The organism is Hyphomonas pacifica, from assembly GCF_000682675.1.
GTDB classification, from domain to species: domain Bacteria; phylum Pseudomonadota; class Alphaproteobacteria; order Caulobacterales; family Hyphomonadaceae; genus Hyphomonas; species Hyphomonas pacifica.
The window spans coordinates 1-21,329 of sequence record NZ_AWFA01000014.1; the positions used below are offsets into that span (position 1 = coordinate 1).

The 21,329-nt window shown below is 59.2% G+C and carries 20 protein-coding genes and 1 tRNA gene; 10 read left to right on the forward strand and 11 right to left on the reverse strand.

Annotated elements, in window-relative coordinates; genetic code table 11:
• The 6 genes from HY2_RS06115 to htpX form a co-directional block, all read right to left on the reverse strand.
• Window positions 1-1,194: polysaccharide biosynthesis protein (locus tag HY2_RS06115; RefSeq protein WP_034825759.1), on the reverse strand; the 1,194-nt coding region annotated here is incomplete at its 3' end.
• On the reverse strand, window positions 1,191-2,918 hold the full coding sequence (locus tag HY2_RS06120; protein WP_051594788.1) for a heparinase II/III family protein: 1,728 nt from the start codon (window positions 2,916-2,918) through the stop codon (window positions 1,191-1,193). The genes HY2_RS06115 and HY2_RS06120, both read right to left, overlap by 4 nt.
• A gap of 24 nt (window positions 2,919-2,942) precedes the next feature.
• The gene (rpe, locus tag HY2_RS06125; protein WP_034825760.1) at window positions 2,943-3,611 is read right to left on the reverse strand and encodes a ribulose-phosphate 3-epimerase; all 669 of its coding nucleotides are present in this window, start codon (window positions 3,609-3,611) and stop codon (window positions 2,943-2,945) included.
• A 71-nt stretch (window positions 3,612-3,682) separates the two neighbouring features.
• A complete protein-coding gene (locus tag HY2_RS06130) occupies window positions 3,683-4,165 on the reverse strand; it encodes an outer membrane lipoprotein (RefSeq protein WP_051594779.1) in 483 nt (160 codons plus the stop codon).
• 128 nt (window positions 4,166-4,293) lie between these two features.
• Window positions 4,294-5,562, reverse strand: a complete 1,269-nt coding sequence (locus HY2_RS06135) for an RsmB/NOP family class I SAM-dependent RNA methyltransferase (RefSeq protein WP_034825762.1) — start codon at window positions 5,560-5,562, stop codon at window positions 4,294-4,296.
• Between the two features lie 15 nt (window positions 5,563-5,577).
• Window positions 5,578-6,474 (reverse strand): zinc metalloprotease HtpX, encoded by an 897-nt coding sequence (gene htpX / locus HY2_RS06140; protein WP_034825764.1) that lies wholly within the window; start codon window positions 6,472-6,474, stop codon window positions 5,578-5,580.
• A 90-nt stretch (window positions 6,475-6,564) separates the two neighbouring features.
• Between htpX and HY2_RS06145 the strand changes: the two genes are divergently transcribed.
• Window positions 6,565-6,780: a DUF1674 domain-containing protein gene (locus tag HY2_RS06145; protein ID WP_034825766.1), complete on the forward strand. Its 216-nt coding sequence runs from the start codon at window positions 6,565-6,567 to the stop codon at window positions 6,778-6,780.
• Between the two features lie 12 nt (window positions 6,781-6,792).
• Here the strand turns inward: HY2_RS06145 and HY2_RS06150 are convergent, their stop codons facing one another.
• The 3 genes from HY2_RS06150 to HY2_RS06160 all read right to left on the reverse strand — a co-directional run bounded on the left by HY2_RS06150 (window position 6,793) and on the right by HY2_RS06160 (window position 11,074).
• A complete protein-coding gene (locus HY2_RS06150) occupies window positions 6,793-7,977 on the reverse strand; it encodes an acyl-CoA dehydrogenase family protein (RefSeq protein WP_034825768.1) in 1,185 nt (394 codons plus the stop codon).
• A gap of 68 nt (window positions 7,978-8,045) precedes the next feature.
• A complete protein-coding gene (locus tag HY2_RS06155; RefSeq protein WP_034825769.1) occupies window positions 8,046-9,038 on the reverse strand; it encodes a glycoside hydrolase family 43 protein in 993 nt (330 codons plus the stop codon).
• 155 nt (window positions 9,039-9,193) lie between these two features.
• A complete protein-coding gene (locus HY2_RS06160; protein ID WP_034825772.1) occupies window positions 9,194-11,074 on the reverse strand; it encodes a DUF885 domain-containing protein in 1,881 nt (626 codons plus the stop codon).
• Between the two features lie 104 nt (window positions 11,075-11,178).
• Between HY2_RS06160 and hemC the strand changes: the two genes are divergently transcribed.
• The 6 genes from hemC to HY2_RS06190 all read left to right on the forward strand — a co-directional run bounded on the left by hemC (window position 11,179) and on the right by HY2_RS06190 (window position 17,528).
• Window positions 11,179-12,162, forward strand: coding sequence for a hydroxymethylbilane synthase (gene hemC, locus HY2_RS06165; protein WP_051594780.1), 984 nt, complete (start codon window positions 11,179-11,181; stop codon window positions 12,160-12,162).
• Window positions 12,156-12,884 (forward strand): uroporphyrinogen-III synthase, encoded by a 729-nt coding sequence (locus HY2_RS16685; protein ID WP_051594781.1) that lies wholly within the window; start codon window positions 12,156-12,158, stop codon window positions 12,882-12,884. Before hemC ends, HY2_RS16685 begins: the two co-directional genes overlap by 7 nt.
• Before the next feature lie 59 nt (window positions 12,885-12,943).
• On the forward strand, window positions 12,944-14,215 hold the full coding sequence (locus tag HY2_RS06175) for a COG4223 family protein (RefSeq protein ID WP_034825776.1): 1,272 nt from the start codon (window positions 12,944-12,946) through the stop codon (window positions 14,213-14,215).
• A gap of 6 nt (window positions 14,216-14,221) precedes the next feature.
• Window positions 14,222-15,655: a heme biosynthesis protein HemY gene (locus HY2_RS06180; protein WP_034825778.1), complete on the forward strand. Its 1,434-nt coding sequence runs from the start codon at window positions 14,222-14,224 to the stop codon at window positions 15,653-15,655.
• A gap of 94 nt (window positions 15,656-15,749) precedes the next feature.
• Window positions 15,750-15,825, forward strand: a tRNA-Thr gene (locus HY2_RS06185).
• Between the two features lie 131 nt (window positions 15,826-15,956).
• Entirely contained in the window at window positions 15,957-17,528 is a 1,572-nt protein-coding gene (locus HY2_RS06190) for a serine hydrolase domain-containing protein (protein WP_112063277.1), read from the forward strand.
• A gap of 39 nt (window positions 17,529-17,567) precedes the next feature.
• On the opposite strand, the gene thpR is transcribed toward HY2_RS06190, so the two are convergent.
• Together thpR and HY2_RS06200 are read right to left on the reverse strand one after the other, a co-directional pair.
• A complete protein-coding gene (thpR, locus tag HY2_RS06195; RefSeq protein ID WP_034825782.1) occupies window positions 17,568-18,101 on the reverse strand; it encodes an RNA 2',3'-cyclic phosphodiesterase in 534 nt (177 codons plus the stop codon).
• 82 nt (window positions 18,102-18,183) lie between these two features.
• Complete coding sequence (locus HY2_RS06200) at window positions 18,184-18,516, reverse strand: DUF2853 family protein (protein WP_034825784.1); 333 nt, start codon at window positions 18,514-18,516, stop codon at window positions 18,184-18,186.
• A 357-nt stretch (window positions 18,517-18,873) separates the two neighbouring features.
• Between HY2_RS06200 and HY2_RS06210 the strand changes: the two genes are divergently transcribed.
• From HY2_RS06210 to HY2_RS06220, 3 genes are all read left to right on the forward strand, one after another.
• A complete protein-coding gene (locus HY2_RS06210) occupies window positions 18,874-19,650 on the forward strand; it encodes a Bax inhibitor-1/YccA family protein (protein WP_034825788.1) in 777 nt (258 codons plus the stop codon).
• A 137-nt stretch (window positions 19,651-19,787) separates the two neighbouring features.
• Window positions 19,788-20,750: a malate dehydrogenase gene (gene mdh, locus HY2_RS06215; RefSeq protein WP_034825790.1), complete on the forward strand. Its 963-nt coding sequence runs from the start codon at window positions 19,788-19,790 to the stop codon at window positions 20,748-20,750.
• 11 nt (window positions 20,751-20,761) lie between these two features.
• Entirely contained in the window at window positions 20,762-21,301 is a 540-nt protein-coding gene (locus HY2_RS06220) for a GNAT family N-acetyltransferase (RefSeq protein ID WP_081814957.1), read from the forward strand.
• The last annotated feature ends 28 nt before the right edge of the window (window positions 21,302-21,329 follow it).

The window sequence follows — 21,329 nt, forward strand, 5'->3', positions numbered from 1 at the left end:
AACGGAGTGGATTGCGCCCGCCACATTGGTAAGAATGGCTTCGCAGATATTTCGCTCCATCAGGGGCACATGTTTCAGTGCGGCGGCATGGATGACGACATCGGGCTGGGCGCGGCTGAAGACATCGCGGACGCGGTATATATCCCGTACATCACCCAGGCGGGCGTGATGGCGTCCCTTGGGCAGCATGTCGGACAGTTCCATGTCGATGGAGTAGAGATTGTATTCCGACGCATCGAATACGGTCAGCGAGGCGGGGGAGAGACGGGCGATCTGACGTGTCAGTTCAGCGCCAATCGTGCCGCCACCGCCAGTGACCAGGACATTGGCATTTTCGACCAGATTGCGCACAGGCTCGATGGAAAGGTGACGCTCCGGGCGCGACAGAAGGTCTGCCGGACGTACTGGTTCCAGCACCTGCGCGGCCTCATCCCGGTTCAGCGCCATGATCTCAGCACCATGGTCGGATGCCGTCTCCAGCACTTTCAGCATGGTCGCGCGGTTGCGGGCTGCGCCGGTAACCGCGACCCAGGGAACCTGTTTGTAGCGTACGGCGATGACTTCGATAATGTCGCCGAGTTCCTCAAGAGAACCCATTATCGGAATGCCGCGAATCGCCCGTCCGGGTTCAGTGGCCTGTGTTTCGACCAGGCCAAGCAGACGAACCTTGCTGCTTTGCGGGGAAGACTGAATGCGGCGGATGACATGAAAACAGCTCTGCGAGTCGCCCACAAGTAGGACGGGCTGGCCATTCTTGGCGACAGGGCTGAAAATCTGGAACGGTTCATGCGTAGAGCGTGACAGGGCATACATGCGGCCCGCAAACAAGCCGAGGGTCCATAGCACCAACGCCACCATGAGGCTGGCCAGCGGGGTCTCCAGCAGGCCATTCAGCAACAGCATAACGGGCAGGTAGATCAAGGCGGCCAGACAGATGGCCTGAAAGATGCGTACGGCGTCTGGCCAGCCCATATGGCGCCACACCTGCTTCTGGATGCCCATGACTATAAAGGCCGCCAAAACAGATGTGCCGAAGAAGACTGTGCTCAGGCCCAGCGAGAGCAGGGGAAAGGCACCCCGTGGTTCAGAGGACCAGACAAGTACCACTGAGATAGCCATGGCAACCAAGGCCATTGTAATGTCAAATCCGAGCGTCAGCATCATGGCGCGGCGCGCAGCATGTTTGGGGGTCATGATGCTTCTTCCTTCAGAAAGGCCCACCGGATACAATTCGGCGGCTGTTGTCCATCTCCATTAGGATCGGCATAACCAGCCATAACGATTTGCTCTGGTCTTTCAACCACACCGCGACCTAAATATACGGTTCGTTCCAGACGTGCACCCTCATGGCTGGTCTTGAAACGCCAGACGGTCCCGTCATCGCAGACCAGACGAATCGCATCGCGACCCATCATCGCTGTAACCGTCGGGTGTAAGTGAAAACGTATCTCAAACCCAATGAACATACGGTCATCTGACGGGCGTTGAGAGATCGGGCGGACCAGAGAATCCTCTCCGGCGAGACGCTTTCCGTCTCCGGACATGAACAGCCGGCGACGATGCAAAAGACCGCAGGGAGACTTGTAGCCGCCATGCTGCGCATCGAGCCAGATTTCGTCAGCTTCTTCCAGGCGCTTGGCCGAAATGCCGTCCGGACCGCTTGCGGCCAGCAGGCGTGATTCTTCATTCAGGGAAAAATGCGACGAATCACGTCCTGCCAGAACAAGGGTTGAATGGGCGCCGGTGCGGCGGACGGCGGCCTGCCAGTCCACATTCACTTCTGCGCTGTAGGCGCAGGAGGTTACCAAGCGGGACGGGCCATCGGAGAGTTCAAAGCCAAGGGCGCCTGCATGGGCGAAATCCCCGAACGGCCGTGCAGGGGCTTCACCGCAATCCAGCACAAGACGCAGGCCATTCTTTTCCAGCTTCTGAAATCCTGATTTGGGCGCAAAGGTGAAGCGACGTGGCGGACTTGGTAGCAGGGCCAAGGCGGCATCCACCACTTCCGGACGGCCCTCATCCCCATCATTGAACGGGTTTAGACCGCCATCGCCGGACTGGAAGAAGGCCACCATGGCACCGACGCGTGGAATCCATTTTCCGAAAAAGTCCGGTTCCGGATGTCCGGCACGGCGGAACAGGTCCTGAAGTGTCAGCAAATGCACAAGAACATGCAGGGCGCGCGACGGACTGCGGCTGACATGGCCTCCGTCGGGCAGGATTTGCGCGGTGCATTCCGCGTCCAGCCGGGCCAGCGCATTGTCCATGCTCATGGCGCGGTCAATGCAAAGGGCACCGGCTACAATGGCGACCGAGCTGTTCCAGCGGGCTTTCGGGTCTGTTGCGGCATCTACCTGGTCTGCCAGATAGCGCAGTTGACGCACAAGGCATTCAAGCCGCGCCTGGCGGATCTCCTGCGGCCCGCTTTCAAACAGCTCCGGCCCGCACAGCATCCAGTTCCAGCAGCGCACGCTGGTGGGCCCAAGACGCCAGGAGAAGCCATTGAAGCCGCCATGGTCTTCAATCCAGTTATCTACAAAGCGCAGAGCACGGTCCGCGCCCAGTTCACCCTGAGCCAGAAGGTCTGGCAGCCAGGAAAACCGGTGCAGCCGGTCTGCAAAATGTTTGGAAGGCAGAGGGACAGACCAAGGGGGCTGGCCGGGGGCCAGGGTAAGGCGCTCCATGCCGATACGCCAGGTATCGCGCATCAGGGCCTCAGTCCGGCGGTCATCGGCCGGAACGAGACGCTTCAGATGGTGAGAAAATCTTTCCGGAATCGGCCCGGATAGTTTCAATCTCTGCAGGACACCGACCTTGGCGTCATCGCCAGCCACGCCTCTGAAACGGCGCCACAAGGCAGCGTCATCAGCGCCTGATCTGGTACGATCAGCCAGAATTTCGCTGTCTGCGCCTCCCACGTCCACCGTCCATTCTGTTGTAAACTATACTTTTATGCCGGGCCTGAGTGCCCGAATATTCTTAGCATATGCTGATGCGCCGCCCTTGAAAACGGCAGACCCCGCTACAATTGCATTAACTCCTGCAGCAATGGCCTTTGGAGCTGTTTCTGAATTCAGGCCGCCATCAATCTCCAGAATGATGTTCCGGCCTGTCTGATCGATCATTGCCCGCAATTGTTCCACTTTGCGTAGCTGGCTGTCGATAAAGGCCTGCCCGCCAAAGCCTGGATTCACGGACATGACAAGGATCAGGTCGATATCATCAAGTACAGGTTCAATAATACTGGCGGGAGTTGCCGGGTTCAGGGCAACCCCCGGGCGCATGCCTGCTGCGCGAATTGCCTGAAGTGTGCGGTGCAGGTGCGGGCCAGCTTCCGGGTGAACAGTCAGGATATTTGCGCCTGCCTTGGCAAAGGCCGCTATGAACGGGTCTACCGGGGCAATCATCAGGTGCACGTCAAATGGCTTGTCCGTGCAGGGCCGCAATTTTTCGATGATAGGCGGGCCGAATGTCAGATTCGGCACGAAGTGACCGTCCATGACGTCGATGTGAATCATGTCGGCGCCGGCTTGATCAATGGCGGTAATTTCCTCGCCCAGACGGGCGAAGTCAGCGGAGAGAATCGAAGGGGAAATAAGCACGTCTTGCATGGTGCTTCCCTATGCTGGAACAGCCGACCGCACAAGGCGGCCGACCGTCCGTTTTCAGCCATTGTCGAGTTTTAGTAGCCTGCGGGTACCAGCTTCCAGCCATCGGCGCCGGCAATGATATCAACTGGCGTACCAGGGGCGATGTAAACATCGGCGCCCTGGATGATTTCCTTCACTTCGCCATTGGAAAAGCGAACAATGTAAGCATAGCCCTGTTTTTTGCCGACAGCCTTGCCGGCTTCGTTACCGGCGATGCCGCCGATCACAGCACCACCAATGGCACCAGCGGTCTGGGCCTTGTCGCCGCCGCCAAGCTCGGAACCTGCAAGGCCGCCAAGAACAGCGCCTGTTGCGGTACCGATCAGCGAACGGTCCGACTGGATGGTCACCTGACGAACGGAGGTCACGGTACCATGATAAACGCTGGATGCTTGGCCGACGGCAGCGGGGCTTGCCGAGCTGGTGCCATAATTATTGGCACAGCCTGCAAGTGCGAGGGTCAGCGCGGCAAAGCTGCCTGCGGCGATCTTGCTGGGGGAAAAGGTCTTGGTCATATTGAAGTGCTCCCTGCACATTTGATGCAGGTTATTTGCACGGTTTTGCCTGAATAGCAGATGAATTCTTGGAGACCTTTTGATGGCGAAGCTGTTCATTGCGCAGTAACCAAAGGAAAATTTGGACGTCAGAGGCGTTTTAGGCGCGCAATGTAAAAGGCGTCATGACCGGCGCCAGGGGCAGGGAGGGTCAGAAGATCCCCTTCCGGCGTCAGGCAGGCTTCAAAGCCGGGAATTTCGGCTTCCGTAATGGCAAAACGCTCATACAGGCCGTCTAAGATGGCTCGTGCGACAATATCAAAGCCCTCTGCCTTCAGCGGTGTGCAGACACAATAGATGACCGTGCCGCCGGGCGAGACCATGTCTGCTGCCGAGACAAGCAGGCGGGCTTGCGCGGTGGGGAAGCGGTCAATCTCGGCTTCGCGCTTGATCCAGGCCCCTTCAGGGTGGCGGCGCAGTGTGCCGAGGGCAGAGCAGGGCGCATCAAGCAGAAGTTTCGAAGCACGCTCCTGTGGACGCCATTCATCTGCATTTGCGGCGATGATGTCTGCGGTGAGGCCCGTGCGCTGCAGATTTTCCCGCAGCCGCTCAAGGCGGGGTCTGGACCGGTCGACCGCCGAGACGCGGGCACCGGTTGCTGCAAGCTGCAGCGTCTTGCCGCCGGGCGCGGCGCAGAGGTCTATCACTGCGTCTCCGCTCCCGGCATTTAGCAGCTGTGCTGGCAGGGCAGCTGCAGCATCCTGTACCCACCAGTATCCGTCTTCATAGCCGGGCAGCGCTTCAATCATGGCACTTTCCAGCCGGACGGAGCCGCTGTCTGTTACCTCGCCACCGGTGGCGATAGCCACGTCTTCAGCGGAGGTTTTGGCGGAGAGGAAAATGGGGGGCTCGTTCAGCTGGTGGGCGGCAAAGGCGCGGGTGGCGTTTGCACCCAAATCTGCTTCAAATCGCGCGGCGAGCCAGTCTGGCCAGATCTCGCTTGCGGGCAGATCGTCCAGCGGTGCCGACATGTCCGCCGCACGGCGCAGAACCGCGTTCAGGAATCCGCCCCCGGAGCGGGCGTCTGGCCAGTCCTTGGCGGCCTCCACCGTTTCGGACACAGCGGCATGGGCGTGTGTTTCCAAACGCCAGAGCTGAATGGCCCCGACACGCAGCAAAGCGCGAATGGCGGGGCTGGTCGCTTCCAGCGGGCGGGAAAGAAGAGGGCTAAGGGCTGCATCAATACGGCCAAGCTCGCGCAGGGTAGCGCTGGCCATGACGCGGGCAAAGCCGCGGTCAGACCCTTCCAGCGCATTGAAGCTTTCCGACCGCACCATGGCTTCATCCAGCGTGCGCCGACTGTCCAAAGTCAGCATGAGGAGTTCGGCGGCTGCGCGCCGAGAGAGGGCTCCACTCATAAAATCAGGTACCTGTTAGCCCCACGGGCCGGCCCGTTGGCCCGGCGTGTCAGCGGTTTCGGAGGAGACGCCCATCTCTGCCGCCATACGGCGCAGGGCTTCAATCCGGTTGGCGGTGGCCGGGTGGGTCGAGAACAGATTGTCTGCGCCGCGGCCGTTAAGCGGATTGGCGATATACATGTGCGCCATGGCGGGGTTGCGCTCGGCATTCACATTGATGGAAGCGCGGGCACCGCGTTCGATCTTTTGCAGGGCAGAGGCCAGCCAGAGCGGGTTTCCGCAGATTTCGGCGCCGCGCTTGTCGGCTTCATACTCGCGCGAGCGGCTGATCGCCATCTGCACCAGCGCCGCCGCCATGGGCGCGAAGATCATGATGGCGAGCGAGCCGATCAGTCCGGCGCGCTCGCGGCCGAAGAACAGTGCGAAGTTCGCCAGCATGCCTATGGCTCCGGCAATCGTGGCGGTGACCGTCATGGTCAGCGTGTCGCGGTTTTGCACATGCGCCAGTTCATGCGCCATGACGCCGGCGACTTCCTCCCGCGAGAGGCTGCCGAGCAGGCCGGTCGTGGCGGCCACGGCAGCATTGTCTGGGTTGCGGCCTGTGGCAAACGCATTGGGCTGCGGTGTCTCAATCACATAGACGCGCGGGGCAGGCAGGCCTGCCCGTTCCGCGAGGCGTGCGACATCATTCGCGAAGGTGCGCATCATGGGGGAGGCGTGATCCGGCGTGACTTCCTTGGCGCCCTGCATGCGCAGCACGATCTTGTCAGCATTCCACCATGAGAAGATGTTCATGCCCGCGGCGACAACAAAGGCAATCGTCATGCCCAAAACGCCGCCGATCAGATAGCCGACAGCCATGAACAGCGCTGTCAGCGCCGCCAGGAGCATAAAGGTCTTTGCGGTACCCATGGGTTACTCGTCTCCAACAGTCACAGGTATGAGGATGAAATTATTTCCATAGAAGCTATATGGGGATTGTTAACGAATTGGGGAGTGCAGATGAGCACAGCCGACTTTCCTGACGAAGCCGAGATCGAGCGTCGCAAATCGCTGTCACCCGAGGCCCGCCGCGCGCTGGAAGAAGCTGATGCGCGTCGTGCGAAAGAGTTAGAAAATGCTGGAGATTTACCGGAAGACGAGCATGGCGGCCCCCGCAAGATCGAGCCCACGCGCTATGGCGACTGGGAACGCAAGGGCATCGCCTACGATTTCTGAGATTACGCATTTTTAAAGGTCCAGCACCTTCTTTGCGATGATGTTGCGCTGGATTTCGTTTGTTCCGCCATAGATGGATTGCGCGCGCCCGCCGAAATAGGCCGCGACATCCGGAGCGGCGTATGGCGGGATATCTGACGACAAGCTGCTGCCCTTGCCAAAGGCCTGAGCGTAAAAGGCCGTCATCTCCAGCATCAGTTCCGTGATCTGCTGATGCGTTGTCGTCGCCAGGATCTTCACCGTGGAGGCCGCATCACCCGGTGATCCGCCTGAGGACAGGGCAGAGAGGATACGGAAGACCGTCATTTCAAGACCATCCACGGCCATCTCTGCCTCGGTGAGTTTCCGTGCAAAGCTAGGCTCATCAATCAGGTGATGATTGCCGCCATCCGGCGCAGCGCGTGCAACGTCGCGAACATGGCGCAGCATGGCGCGCTTGCCCCCAATCCGGGCATAGGAGGTGCGTTCAAAGCCCAGAAGGTATTGCGAATAGGTCCAGCCTTTTCCTTCTTCGCCAATGCGATTGCCTTCCGGCACTTCGACATTCTCGAATAGGACTTCATTCAATACATGCTTGCCATCAATCGTGATGATCGCGCGCACGGTGACGCCGGGCGCGTCCATCGGACAGCAGATGAAACTGATGCCTTGTTGCTTTTTTTCTCCGCGCGAGGTGCGGGCCAGCAGGAAAATCCAGTCCGCATGCTGTGCAGCAGAGGTCCAGATCTTGTGACCGTTCAGAATATAGGTGCCGTCTTTCAGTTCCGCGCTGAACTGAAGGGAGGCGAGGTCTGAGCCCGCGCCCGGCTCTGAATAGCCCTGCGCCCAGCCGATGGAACCGTTACGGATTCCGGGGAGCCATCTTTTCTTCTGTTCGTCAGAGGCAAAAGTATAGATTACCGGGCCGACATAGACGACGCCCATCGGTGTGACCGTCGGCACACCCGCGCGTTCCAGTTCCTCATCGAACACATATTGCTCTTCAATGGACCAGCCGGGGCCGCCATATTCTTCCGGCCAGGCAGAGGCGAGCCAGCCCTTTGAGCCAAGCGCCATTTCCGACCTTCGGACATCTTCCGTGGTCAGAGCCTGTCCAGCACGGTTTTTCGCAATGATGTCTTGTGGAAAATCGGTTTCGAAAAACTCTCTGACCTTCAGGCGAAAGGCTTCCGTTTCCGGACTGAAATCGAGATTCATCGCGTTTTCTCCCTGCCCGAAAGCCTAGGGCAGGGAGGACCTATGACAAGCCCTGACCTAAGGTCGCTTCAGTCTTGCCGGGGAAGCGTCAAGCCTTCCGCCGTGGCGGTGACGGGCTGGATGGTGCCATCCTCATTGAAATAGAGATGTTCGGCGCGAACCGAGCGTCGGCCGATGGCGCCGTCCTCTCCGTCAATGTTGAGGGCTGCATTGTGATAGAACAGATACCAGTCGCCTTTGAACTCTACGATGCCGGGATGGATGGTGAAGCTGTTCTCGCCGGGCCCCATGAGCTTGCCGCGATAGGTCCACGGGCCGGTCACGGTGGGGGCGGTGGAGTAATAGAGCTGCTCGTTTTCATTCTCCGCTTCGTCGATCCCGGCATAGGCCATGTAGTAAAGGCTGTCACGTTTGAAGAGCCACGGGCCTTCCTCGAAATTTGTCAGGTCCACCTTCTGAATTGGCGCTGCGAAGCTTGTCATGTCCGGCGCAAGGGGCGCGTAATAGAGATTGGCATTGCCCCAATAGAGCCAGAAGGTGCCGTCATCATCTTCGAACACGGTCGGGTCGATATCATCCCATACATGCGGACCGTCCGTATTTGAATTGGCCACAAGCGCGTGGCCGAGCGCGTCGTGGAAGGGGCCTGTCGGGCTGTCTGATACGGCGACGCCGATGGCCTTGCCGACATCTGTATCATCATGCTCGACGGCAGTGTAGAGCCAGAATTTGCCGTCTCTTTCGATTGGTTCGGACGCCCAGGCGTCGCGAATGGCCCATTTGAAGTCTTTCGGTTTCATGATGGGGCCGTGATCGGTCCAGGTCTGCATGTCATCTGTCGAATAGACGCGCCATTCGGTTATGTTGAACATCTGGTCGCCAGTTGCCTCGTCATGGCCGACATAGAGATAGAGTCTCCCGTCATGCACGATGGGAGCGGGGTCTGCGGTGAAGATGTTGGTGATGATGGGATTGCTGGTTTGTGTGGTCGCAGGCGGAGGCGTGCTGGTGCAGCCGGCGAGTGCTATGATGGCAATGAGGGCGGCCAATGATCTCTGCATGATATGGTTTCTCCCCGATGATTGTTTTGTTTTGCGAAACTCTCCGGTTGGGAAGACGTGAAGTCAAGATAGCGCTAACAATATTGTGAGGGCGCGCAGAAAAAAGCCCTCCCCCGGCAGGGGGAGGGCTAATTTGTTCGTGTCAGCTTATGGCCTTAGGAGGCTTTCACTTCCTCGATCCACTGGTCGACGCGGCGTTCGAGAACCTGCAGCGGTAGCGCGCCGCCACCTAGAACGGTGTCGTGGAAGGCGCGGATGTCGAACTTGTCCCCCAACTCGCCCTCGGCTTTCTGGCGCAGTTTCTGGATCTTCATCATGCCGATCTTGTAGCTGGTCGCCTGACCCGGCATCACGATGTAACGCTGGATTTCAGAGCGGGCCTGGGTCTCTGTGATGGCGGCATTGTCCAGGAAGTATTGAACCGCTTCTTCCTCGGTCCAGCCCTTGGAGTGGATGCCGGTATCGACTACGAGGCGGATCGCACGCCAGATTTCAGAGCCAAGGCGGCCGAAATTGGAATATGGATCCTGGTAGGTGTCCGGGAATTCCTGAGCCAGCCATTCGGAATAGAGCGCCCAACCTTCGACATAGGCGGTAAAGCCCGCCTGCGTGCGGAACTGCGGCACGCCGGTCAGTTCCTGCGCGATCGAGATCTGCATGTGGTGACCCGGAATGCCCTCATGATAGGCGATAACTTCCAACTCGCGCTTCGGCATGGCGGTCATGTCGGAGAGGTGCGCGTAATAGATACCTGGGCGGGAACCATCCGGCGTGCCCGGATAATAGTGCTGGGCAGCGCCGTCCTGTTCGCGGAAGGGCTCAACGCGTTTCACAGTCAGGTCTGCCTTCGGCAGGATGCCAAAGAATTCCGGCAGGTGCACCTTGATATTGTCGATCACAGCGGTCGCGTCATCAATATAGGCCTGACGCCCCTCATCCGTATTCGGATAGTAGAAACGCTCGTCATCCTTGGAGTCACGCAGCATTTTGAAGAAGTCCTGCAGCGATCCTTCAAAACCGACCTGATCCTTGATGGATTCCATTTCGGCATGGATGCGCTCCACTTCTTCCAGACCGATTTGGTGGATCTGATCTGCCGTCATGTCGGTCGTGGTCTGCGTGCTGAGCAGGTGGTTGTAATAGGCTTCGCCATTGGGCTGCGTATTCGCGCCGACCGGGCTGTCCGGATCTGGGGAATTCGCCATGTCGTCTTCCGCAAAGGCGATAATGTTCTCATAGGCTGGCTTGAAATCGTCCAGAAGGGCGGTTTCCACGTCCTCTAGCATGGCTTCGCCGTCTTCTTCAGAGACTTCTCCGGTCTCGACCAGCGCGGCGATCTTGCCTTTTGCGTCGGCATAGATGGCGCTGTCTTCGCCTTCAGTGAAAGGTGCACCGGTGATGACCTTCTGAGACTGATCAATCACGCCTTCATAGGCAAATTTTGGCGCGTGAACACCGCGGCTGGCGGATTCCTTTGCGATGTCTATGGCCTGGTTCATGGCGCGACCAATTCCCTTGAGACGCGAGATATAGGCCTGCATGTCTTCCGCTGTGTCGACGCGATGGAAGTTTATCATGAAGGTCGGCATAAAGCCCTGAGGTCCGTTCATCTGATCAAAGACGTAGCCGTTATAGACGAACTCCTTGCCGGCAACGGCCTGGTCCGTCTGATACTTCCAGATATCATAAGAAATCTTGTCGGCCGGGGAGAGGGCGTCATAGTCGAACATCTCTTCCATCTCTTTCGTGGCCGCGACACGCCAGTCGAGCTGTTCCTGCATGCACTCGATGGTGAAGCAGTCGATCTCGTCATACTTGTCCTTACGGCCCAGAAAGGTCAGGCCCATTGGGCTGAACTGCAGGGATTCTTCGTACTTCTCGTCGAACCAGGCATTGATGCGTTCACTATTGGCGGCAATCTGCTCTGCAGTGACTGCGGGTTGTTCTATCTCAGCGGCGGTCGGGGCCTGATTGTTCTGGCCACAGGCGGTCAAGACGAACGCAAGCGCGATCGCTGATGCGGTGTGTTTGATCATGGGGATCTCCGAAGGGTATTTCTCGAATAACGATAAGTGACGCTATCTCTTGGCGCGGCGCTCTGTCAATTGGCAAAGGGCGTTTCGGGCGCTAGGGGAGGAAGATGACTGATCCACGTATATCCTCTGACGATACCCACCCTCAGGACCAGCGCAGCTTGCGCATCGGGACACGGGGCTCACCCCTTGCTCTTGTGCAGGCACGGCAGGTCGCGGCCGCCCTGGAAATCCATTCTGGCGGCGCGCTGCGCGGAGAGATTGTGACCTTCACGACCTCCGGTGACCAACTGACGACAGAGCGTCTGATAAATTCCGGCGGGAAGGGGTTGTTTACACGCGAACTGGACGCCGCGCTCAGCCGGGGTGAGGTGGATGTCACTGTGCACAGTCTGAAGGACGTCCCGTCTGTGCTGCCAGACGGACAGCACTTTGTGGCATTCCCGGAGCGTGAGGATGCGCGTGAGGGCTTCCTGTCATCTAAATATTCGTCTCTGGCAGAGCTGCCCGAAGGTGCGAAAGTCGGCACCGCATCCCTGCGGCGCGAAGCGCAGACACTGGCGCGCCGACCGGATCTTGAGATCGTCACTTTCCGGGGCAATGTCGCCACGCGCATGCGCAAACTGGAAGAGGGGTTGGCGGACGCAACCTATCTGGCCATGGCGGGACTGACGCGGCTTGGCATGTCGCATGTCGCAAATCCCATTTCGTTTGAAGAGATGCTGCCTGCCGCCGCGCAAGGCATTGTCGGCGTCGTCGCGCGCGATGATCTGCCGGAAGATGCTGCAGTGGCCTTTGACAAGATGAACTACAAGCAAAGCGAAGCGGCCGCCTACATGGAGCGCGCTTTCCTGGCTGCGCTGGATGGCAGTTGCCGCACACCGATCGCTGCGCACACATTCGACCGGGGCGAAGAATGGTTACTGTCCGGAGAAGTTCTGGCGCTGGACGGGAAAGAAAAATGGTCTGCCAGCGGATCATGTCTGAAGTCTGCGACGCATGAGCAGATGGCTGCCCTAGGCGCTGACCTTGCTGCGCAGATCCGCGAGGCCGCGGGCGGGCGCCTGCCAGCCTTTGGAGAGACATGGTAACGCCTCCCGTCATCGTGACCCGGGCCGAGCCTGGGGCATCCGAAACCGCTGAGCGGCTCGCCCGGCTGGGCTTTCAGGCAATCCTCTCCCCCATGCTGGTGCTGAAGGAGCTGGAGGGATCAGTTCCGGAGCTCTCGGATGTCAGCAATCTGATCTTTACCAGCGCCAATGGCGTGCGCTTCTTCATGCAGGCCGTTGGCGGCATGACGCCGCAAGTCGCGGGGCTGACCGCGTGGGGCGTCGGGCCCGCCACGAATGCCGCCATTCAGGAGGCGGGGTTCGGCCTGCACGTCGAAGGGGATGGCAATGCCGAAGACCTGGCGGCAATGATCCTGAAATCTGACCCGGACAGTGGCGGATTTCTTCATGTGGCGAATTCAGCTGCCGGCGGGGATCTTGTCCGCCGCCTGATGGAAGGGGGGCGCACAGCCCGGTTCCAGGCATTGTATGAAACGGCGCCGATAGGGCAGCTGGCTGTGAAAGCGCGGCAAGCCATTCTGGCTCCCGATGATTGCATGGTGCTGATCCATTCGGCGAAGGGTGCGGCGGCCTTTCTTTCCGCCGTGGACAAAATTTCACTCGAAACCAGTACTCTGGTCGCCATCTCTGAAGCGGCAGCCACGCCTCTGACAGACGCTGGGGCAAAGCGTCTGCTGCATGCCGCGCGGCCAAATGAAGATGCATTGATGGATGCGCTCGAGAAGGCGCGCCAAGAGCTTTGATTGGCGTAGAACTATGTGCCACTGTGAAGAAAATCCCGCCTGAGGGGAAAGTGTGAGTCATGACTGACGATATGTCACCGGAAGAACCGGTCGGCTCTGTCGAGCCGATTGATGCCGATTTTGAGCCAGCTCCGAAAGAGGACAGCAAGACCAGCCGTGCGCAAGGCGGTGGGCCCGGCTGGCTGGGCGCCATTGTGCTCAGCCTGTTTGCCGCGGGTCTTGGCGGCCTGATGGGCATAGCCGGTGTTCGCTATCTGCCGCCGCAATGGGATGCAGCCAATGACATGACCGGGCGTCTCGAAACGCTGGAACGTCGGCAGGGTGACAACAGTGTGGAACTGTCAAAGCTGAGCCGCGATCAGGCCCGCATGGCGACGGATCTTAAGAATGAGATGAAAGCGCTTGGCACGGGCGGTGTCCCGAATGGGCAGATCAAAAGGCTCGCTGAGGATCTCGACTTGCTTTCAGAGCGTCTTGATGAGGTTGGGGCATCCGGCGCCGGTGAAGCGGTCCGGGCGCTGGAGAAGCGCATTACCGCCTTGGAAGAGGTCGACACATCCGGCGCGGTTAGCCCGCAGGATCTGACGCGTGCCGTCGCGGGTCTGGAAACGCGGCTGGATGAAATGGAACAGGCGCTTGAAGCGCTTGACGAGCGGCCACAGGGGGTAGACCCTTCACGCTTGGCCACGGTTGAGGCCTACATGAAGGCCCTCCGGTCAGATCTGGAGGCAGCAAAGCTGGCAGGCAATCAGGATGTCGAAAAACTGACAGGGCTGGTGGAGGATATGCGGCGCGGTGAGCAGGCTGCGCGAAGCGAGGCTGAAGCGGCCAGCGAGACCGCCCGGATCGCCCGGTCCCTGTCTGCAATTGAAGCGGCGTCGCGTCGGGGCGGGGCGTTCGAATCTGAATACCGTGCCTTGCGCAGCCTGAGGCCATCTGATCCGGCCGTGCGCCAATTGGACGACATCGCGTCCATGGGGGCCCCCACCGTCTCTGCCCTGCAAGACAGCTTTGCACCGGCCCGCGCCGCGGCCCTCAAGGCCATTCCGGATGAGACCGGCGACCGCCTGTCCTGGCTGAACCGCGCATTTGGGGATGCGGTCAAAGTACGCAAGCTGGACGGCGATGATCGCGACCCTGCTGCTATTCTGGACCGCGCCGATACGGCTGTGCGTGCAGGAGATATTGATAAGGCCGCCATGCTGATTGCGGGGCTCAAGGGCCCTACGGCAGACGCGATGGCTGACTGGACCGAACAGGCAAACCGGCGCATCACTTTGGAAGCCGCGCTCGAGGCCTTGCAGACGCGCCTCATTGAAGGGGATAAGTAAGAATTCATGAACCGGATTGTCCTGTTTATCCTGATCCTGTTGCTGTTTACAGCATCGGCCGCCTTTGTCTGGTGGGCGCTGACGCTGCCGGGAGCGGTGACTGTCCCCTTCGGCGAACGTGAGATTTCCATCCAGTCAGGGCTTGCGGCTTTCCTGATGTTACTGTTTGGCGGCGTGATCGCCTTTATCTGGTGGCTGGTCAGTGGCCTGTTCATTCTGCCGGGCAAGATTGGCAAGTCGCGTCAGGCGTCGCGCACACGCAAAGCCAATTCTGCGCTGACCGAAGGTCTGCTTGCCGCGGAGGCAGGTGATCCTAATGCCGCGCTAAAGCTTGCCAAAAAAGCGGCCAGGCATGCCGAGGACGAGCGGCTGAAACTGCTGCTGGAAGCGCGCGCGGCAGAAGCCAATGATGACTGGGCGGGGGCAGAGCGTGCTTGGGGGCAGCTGAGCCGCCTGCCGGGCGGGCAATTGGCTGGCCTGCGTGGTAGTGCCGCCGCCGCCGCTGAGCGAGGCGATCAATTGACCGCAGAGGCCCGGGCGCGGGAAGCGTTGGGCATCAAGTCCTCTGCCGACTGGCCCTTCAACAATCTCTTCGACCTACAGGTTTCGAAAGGGGAGTGGACCAAGGCGCTTGAAACGCTCTCCATCGGGGAGAAGCGCGGGCTTGTCGCCGGCGACAGTCTGCGCCGCCGCCGGGCTGTGCTGCACACGGCGCGGGCTGTCGGCCTGCCGCATGAGAGCAAGCTGGAAGCACAAAAAGAACTGGCCGAGGCGATCCGGTCTGCACCGGCATTTCCACCTGCTGCCTGGCATGGCGCACGGCATCTTATGACGGATGGTAAAGCCAAGGCCGCCCAAGGCGTGTTGGAGCTTGGCTGGAAGGCCAGGCCACATCCAGCGCTGGCGCAACTCTCCCGCCGCTTGGTGCCGCAGGATACCGAAGCCAACATTGCAGGACGCCTCAAAGGCCTGATCGACATGAATCCTGGCCATCGGGAGAGCAAGATTCTCTCGGCAGAGCTCGCCATGGACAAGGCGGACTGGACCGACGCGATCAAGACACTGGCGCTACTGGTAGAAGAGAACCCGACCGCACGCCTCTGCCTGCTGATGGAGCGCGCTCTGAGAGGCTATGGTGACAAGAAGGAAGCGGACCGCTGGGGGCGTATGGCGGTCTCAGCTTCTCGGGAGCCAGACTGGTCTGACCTTGATCCGAAGGGTACTGCGTTCGACTATTCGGTGCGCGACTGGAGCCGCCTGGTCTATGCCTTTGGCGATGTCGGCGATCTGGTGCATCCGCGCTATGAATCCTTCGGGCGCGAACTGGAGGCCGGGCGTGTGATGGCTCTGCCAGCACCTGAGGACGACAAGGTCACTCCGCCCAAGGCGCCGGACGGCCCTGTAGTTCCACCGCTGGACTATGTTGCCGATGAGGATTGAGGCTGGCCTGCTGCAATGCGCAGGCGGAAAGCGACAAAAGCGTCTTGCGAAATATGGTCTCTGCCGGTATTAGGCTGGGCTCGAAACTGGATATGCCGCTATAGCTCAGCTGGTAGAGCATCGCATTCGTAATGCGGGGGTCAGGTGTTCAAGTCACCTTAGCGGCACCATTTCTCTCCCTTTATTGTGTAATTCCTACAGCAGGTCCAGCGACTTGGGATTTTACTTGTCAGTTGCGTGCTGAAGCCCCTAAAGTCTCACCCTCCAAAGATACACACCCCCCTGTGGAGAGAGGCATTTGATGATCAGGCGAGACGCAACACGCACTTCGTGGCTTTCAGTTGGGCGGCGGATCGGCATGTTCGCCAGTGCTGCGGTTATCTTGACTGGCATGGCAACAGGTGCGTGGGCGGACACGTCACGAGATAATGAAAGCGCCACCCTACCGCCGGAACTGGCCGAGCGCATTGATGCGCGTTTCCTGGCATATCAGGCCGAAGAGCATGTGCCTGGGATTGTATGGGGCATCGTCAAGGATGGGAAACTTGTCCATTTCAGGGCGTCCGGCACGGCGGATCTTGAAACAAAGGCACCGGTGACAGAAGATTCCGTGTTCTCCATCGCCTCCATGAGCAAGGCGTTCACGGCGCTGGCCATCCTGAAGCTTCGCGATGAGGGAAAGCTCAGGCTTGATGCTCTGGCAGAGGACTATGTGCCGGAGTTGCGGGATTGGACCTATCCGACGACAGACTCTCCGCGCATTCGCGTGCGCGACCTACTGGCGCATGCGGGCGGATTGGTCACCGACAATCCCTGGGGTGACCGCCAGCAGGACATGCCGGAAGAGGTCTTCACCGAAGTTCTGAAACAAGGTGTCCCATTCAACACAGTGCCGCAGACGGGCTATGAATATTCGAACTTTGGCTATGCCCTCCTTGGGCGGATCGTCACCAATGCTTCTGGCATGCCGTATGAAGAATATATCCGTACAGAGATCTTGCTGCCGCTGGGGATGGTTTCTACTGGTTATGATGCCTTCGCGCTGGATCAGAACCGCCGCGCGCTAGGGTATCGCTGGCAAGATGAAGTCTTCACTGAGCAGCCTGCGATGGAGCCTGGTGTTTTTGGTGCCATGGGCGGGATGATAAGCAATGCAAGTGACTATGAGAAATGGGTCGCCTTCCTGCTGGATGCCTGGCCGGCCCGGGATGGGGAAGAAAGCGGCCCTGTAAAACGCTCAACCGTGCGGGAAATGGCTCAGGGGCTGAACTTTGCGCGTGTCCTCACATTTAAAGGTCTGGAAGAGGGGGATGAGTGCGATGTGGCCATTACCTATGGAATGGGCTTTAATGTAAGTACCGAGTGCGAACTGGGCACAGCCTTGGCGCATTCCGGCGGGTATCCTGGATATGGATCTTATGTGATGCTGATGCCGGATGCTGGCGTGGGTATCTTCACATTTGCCAACCGGACATATGCCGCGGCGTGGCAGACCGTGCGTGAGGCGGCACTGGAGATGAAGAAGGACGGGTGGATCGAAGAGCGGGCCGTGCCGGTCAGCGATGTGCTGGCGCAGGCCTATGCTCTGGCAGGGGAGATCTATACCGAGGGGAAGCTCAGTCCGGCAGAGGGACAGCTGGCCATGAACTTCCTGCTGGATGGGTCTGTCGCTGTGCGGGAGCGCGCATTGGCGGAGCTGAAGGAGCAGGTCGGGGCCTGCGATACGGATGCGCCTATCAAGGCGAGTGGCCGACTGAGCGGCACAATCTCATGGACCTGCGAAAAGGGGGATGTGGAGGGGTTGTTGTTGCTGTCTCCGACCAATCCGCCCAAGTTCCAAGAGTTGCGACTGCGCGTTGCGCCCGCGTCCTGAGGCGAATGACAGGCATCTGATATATACAGGATAACGCGCTTATTGAAGCACGTAGTCGGCCTCGGCCACATAGCGGCTGGGGCCCTTACCCGCATGGCTTGAATAGAGGTGGAAGCCCTCTGCCCAGAACACGCCGCTGCGATAGGCATGGTGGGCTTCCACCCAGCGCCGTGTGTCTTCAAGGGCCGTGCCATGCAGATAGGCGAGCGTAACGTGTGGTGTGAACGGCCTGCGGTCTGGTTCCAGCCCCATTCGCCGGGCGATCCGTTCACACTGGGCTGACAGGGCACGCAGTTCGTCGCTCTCGCGCACACGGGCCCAGACGGCAGACGGTTCTCGCCGGCCAAACCAGCCCACACCTTCAAGAGAGAGTTCAAAGGGGCGGCAGCGAATGCTAGCCAGCAAGTCATCTAGATCTCGCGCGGTTGTATGAGTAACCTCACCAAAGAAGCGAAGCGTGATGTGAAAGTTTTCCTCGGGCCGCCAACTCGCCCCGTCCAGACCTCCCTGAAGGTCTGTCAGGCCGTCATGCAGTTCCTGCGGAATGGGTAGGGCGGCGAATAATCTGTACATGCTGAATGCGGGAAGAGCTGCCGAAAAGAAGAAACCCGGCACCAGGGCCGGGTTTCAGAACTTTCATGAATGCAGGGCCGGATCAACCGGCCAGAGCTTCAAGTTTACCGAAATGTTCAGCCAGCAGGTAATAGAAGGTGACACGGGATTTCGTTCCCCCTTCGGCGCTCATCTTTTCACAGACAGCTTTCATGGCTGCGTCGAGTTCAGATTGTGTGTGAGCCAGGCCCAGCTTGCCCCGGCACCACTTTTCCCGGATACGGTCCAGCTCACCGGAATCCGAGCAGGCCACGAGAGAGCTGTCGCGATTGCGCAGGGCGATCCCGAGATGTCCTACGATTTTCTCCGCAGCGGCTTGATTGTAACCGTTTGCATATTTCTTGATATTGTCCGCATATTGTGATGCGTCTGCCATTGTCATCCCCTTCATTGTTTGGTGCGCCCACTGTTGGAAGTTCACCAGATTTCAAAAATTAACTCCGGGTAGGTGCGAGTCAATCCTAAACTCCACCCCACTTGACCACCAAAAGTAGTATTCCGGCGCATATTTCATCTTCTTTCCTGCCCGGGAGAGGAAGTTTATTGCGTATGGCCAGTTTTATCCACAGGCTGGTCTCTCTCAGGCTGTTCGCCTGATGGGCGATAATCGCCAGCCTAGTGCGGCATCCTGCAGTCCGGTTTTTCTTGCGGAGGCGGCCTGAAATGACCATATTCCACATCAATACGGCAGACCAAGAAAAGCTGCCTTCAAGACAGAAAGGGTTCTGAACCTATGAACGACTTTAATCGTGCCTATTCGCAGCCTGTTCATGCTGGCGCAATGGACACATCCGTCAATGTCGGCCTGCGGGCCTTTATGTTGGGCGTTTATCAAAAACTTGCCCTTGGCATTGCGTTGGCCGGTGCGCTAGCTTTTGTGGTGGGAACCAATATGGTGCCTGCCTTGACGCAGCTCGTGCTGGCGTCTCCCTTCTTTTATGTCGTCCAGTTCGGTCCAATCGCCCTGATCTTGATCTCGGCGTTTGCGATGCGCAATCCGTCCCCATTGGGAACGGCCATCCTCTACTGGACAATCGTCACCCTGCTGGGCCTCAGCCTGTCCGTCTGGTTCTATATGGCCTCCGGCAGCATTGAAGGCGCAACCCGCGCAGGGGCCAGCATGAGCCCGACCTTCGTCACCATTGCCAAAGCCTTCTTCCTGACGGCGTCTGCCTTTGGTGCCTTGTCGCTCTACGGCTATACGACAAAGCGTGACCTGCGCCCGATCGGCGTGGTCGCTGTGTTCGCGCTGTGGGGCATTGTTGGCGTCTCCCTGCTAAGCTTCCTGTTCCCGCCATCCGGCTTCATGGAAGTTGCCATCACTGTCGGTGTCCTGGCGATCTCTGGCGTTCTGGTGGCCTATGACACGCAGAACCTGAAGCGCTCCTATTTTGCGATGGAAGGGGATGCCCGCAGCCTGGCTGTGATGACGAATTGGGGGGCCCTCAACTTCTTCATCCTCTTCTACAATATCTTCACGACGCTCCTGTCGCTGCTGTCCCGCGATTAGCAGCCATATCGGATATGAAGACCAAAGCCCTGCCCTTGTGGCGGGGCTTTACTTTTTGGCGCATTGCACAAAACCTTGCGCTCGGCTAACCCTCCGCCCAGTTTCTGGACCTTACCCAAAGCAAGGAGTTTAGACGGATGGCCCGCAAGAAAATTGCCCTGATCGGTTCCGGTATGATTGGTGGCACACTCGCCCATGTTGCAGCACGCGAAGAGCTGGGTGATGTCGTCCTGTTCGACATTGCTGAAGGCCTGCCGCAGGGCAAGGCGCTCGACCTCGCAGAGTCGACCCCGGTCTACAATTCCTCGGTCAGCCTGAAAGGCGCAAATGCCTATGCAGACATCGCTGGCGCAGATGTCTGCATTGTGACCGCAGGTGTACCGCGCAAGCCCGGCATGAGCCGCGATGACCTTCTGGGCATCAACCTTAAAGTCATGAAAGCCGTTGGCGAAGGCATCAAAGCGCACGCACCGAACGCCTTCGTAATCTGTATCACCAACCCGCTCGACGCCATGGTTTGGGCGCTGCAGCAATTCTCCGGCCTGCCGGCGAACAAGGTGGTCGGCATGGCTGGTGTGCTGGACAGCTCCCGCTTTGCCTACTTCCTCTCCGAAAAAACCGGCGTGTCCGTTGCCGACATTCACGCCTGGACGTTGGCTGGCCATGGCGATTCCATGGTGCCGATGGTGCGTCACTCCACGGTTGGCGGTCTGCCGCTGCCGCAGCTGGTCAAGCAAGGTTGGATGACTCAGGAAGAACTGGACGCCATTGTGGACCGTACCCGTAAAGGCGGCGGCGAGATCGTGGCCCTGCTGAAAACTGGTTCTGCCTATTACGCGCCAGCCGAGTCCGCCATCGCCATGGCGAAATCCTATCTGAAAGACCAGAAGCGCGTGCTGCCGTCCGCAGCATTCTGTCAGGGCGAGTATGGCGTGGACGGCCTGTATGTGGGCGTGCCGACCCTGATCGGGTCTGAGGGCGCAGAGAAAATCGTTGAGTTCGATTTCAACGACGACGAACAAGAGATGTTTAACACGTCTGTTGAAGCCGTTCGCGGCCTGGTCGATGCCTGTAAGGACATCGACCCCTCCCTGAAATAGGAAAGGCCATCTTGGCTATCGGTCCGACAATCGAGACGGAACGTCTGATCCTCCGCCCACCCCGGGCGGAGGATTTTGACTCATGGGTGGCTTTTCACGCCGATGAAGAGGTGATGAGGCATCTCGGCGGCACGCAAGGCCGAGAACTGACCTGGCGCTCCATGTGTACTCTGACCGGTGCCTGGACGATTGGCAGATTTTCGATGTTCTCTGTCATTGAAAAGGCATCCGGCCAGTGGATCGGACGGCTTGGGCCCTGGTGCCCGCATGGCTGGCCTGGCACCGAAGTCGGCTGGGGGCTTGTCCGCAATGCCTGGGGCAAGGGCTATGCGACCGAGGGAGCCGCTGCGACGATGGATTATGCCGTCGACATTCTAGGGTGGAGTCAAATCATTCACACCATCCTTCCTGAAAACGAGGCGTCTACACGTGTTGCAAAGCGGCTCGGCAGCCAGTTCATAAAGAAAATGGATACGCCCCCACCCTTTGAAGGCCTGACTTGGGATGTCTACGGCCAGACCGCTGATGAATGGCGCGCTCGGCGCGGCTGATCTGCCCGCCTTGGCGGCTGCGCTGCGG

Bases quoted from the DNA above. Each gene is read 5' to 3' on its own strand.
- HY2_RS06180 (WP_034825778.1), top strand. From the start codon at position 14,222: ATGAACCGGATTGTCCTGTTTATCCTGATCCTGTTGCTGTTTACAGCA.
- HY2_RS06150 (WP_034825768.1), bottom strand. From the start codon at position 7,977: ATGAATCTCGATTTCAGTCCGGAAACGGAAGCCTTTCGCCTGAAGGTC.
- HY2_RS06190 (WP_112063277.1), top strand. From the start codon at position 15,957: ATGATCAGGCGAGACGCAACACGCACTTCGTGGCTTTCAGTTGGGCGG.
- HY2_RS06130 (WP_051594779.1), bottom strand. From the start codon at position 4,165: ATGACCAAGACCTTTTCCCCCAGCAAGATCGCCGCAGGCAGCTTTGCC.
- HY2_RS06135 (WP_034825762.1), bottom strand. From the start codon at position 5,562: ATGAGTGGAGCCCTCTCTCGGCGCGCAGCCGCCGAACTCCTCATGCTG.
- HY2_RS06155 (WP_034825769.1), bottom strand. From the start codon at position 9,038: ATGCAGAGATCATTGGCCGCCCTCATTGCCATCATAGCACTCGCCGGC.
- mdh (WP_034825790.1), top strand. From the start codon at position 19,788: ATGGCCCGCAAGAAAATTGCCCTGATCGGTTCCGGTATGATTGGTGGC.
- HY2_RS06160 (WP_034825772.1), bottom strand. From the start codon at position 11,074: ATGATCAAACACACCGCATCAGCGATCGCGCTTGCGTTCGTCTTGACC.
- thpR (WP_034825782.1), bottom strand. From the start codon at position 18,101: ATGTACAGATTATTCGCCGCCCTACCCATTCCGCAGGAACTGCATGAC.
- HY2_RS06175 (WP_034825776.1), top strand. From the start codon at position 12,944: ATGACTGACGATATGTCACCGGAAGAACCGGTCGGCTCTGTCGAGCCG.
- HY2_RS06210 (WP_034825788.1), top strand. From the start codon at position 18,874: ATGAACGACTTTAATCGTGCCTATTCGCAGCCTGTTCATGCTGGCGCA.
- HY2_RS06145 (WP_034825766.1), top strand. From the start codon at position 6,565: ATGAGCACAGCCGACTTTCCTGACGAAGCCGAGATCGAGCGTCGCAAA.
- HY2_RS16685 (WP_051594781.1), top strand. From the start codon at position 12,156: ATGGTAACGCCTCCCGTCATCGTGACCCGGGCCGAGCCTGGGGCATCC.
- htpX (WP_034825764.1), bottom strand. From the start codon at position 6,474: ATGGGTACCGCAAAGACCTTTATGCTCCTGGCGGCGCTGACAGCGCTG.
- HY2_RS06200 (WP_034825784.1), bottom strand. From the start codon at position 18,516: ATGGCAGACGCATCACAATATGCGGACAATATCAAGAAATATGCAAAC.
- hemC (WP_051594780.1), top strand. From the start codon at position 11,179: ATGACTGATCCACGTATATCCTCTGACGATACCCACCCTCAGGACCAG.
- rpe (WP_034825760.1), bottom strand. From the start codon at position 3,611: ATGCAAGACGTGCTTATTTCCCCTTCGATTCTCTCCGCTGACTTCGCC.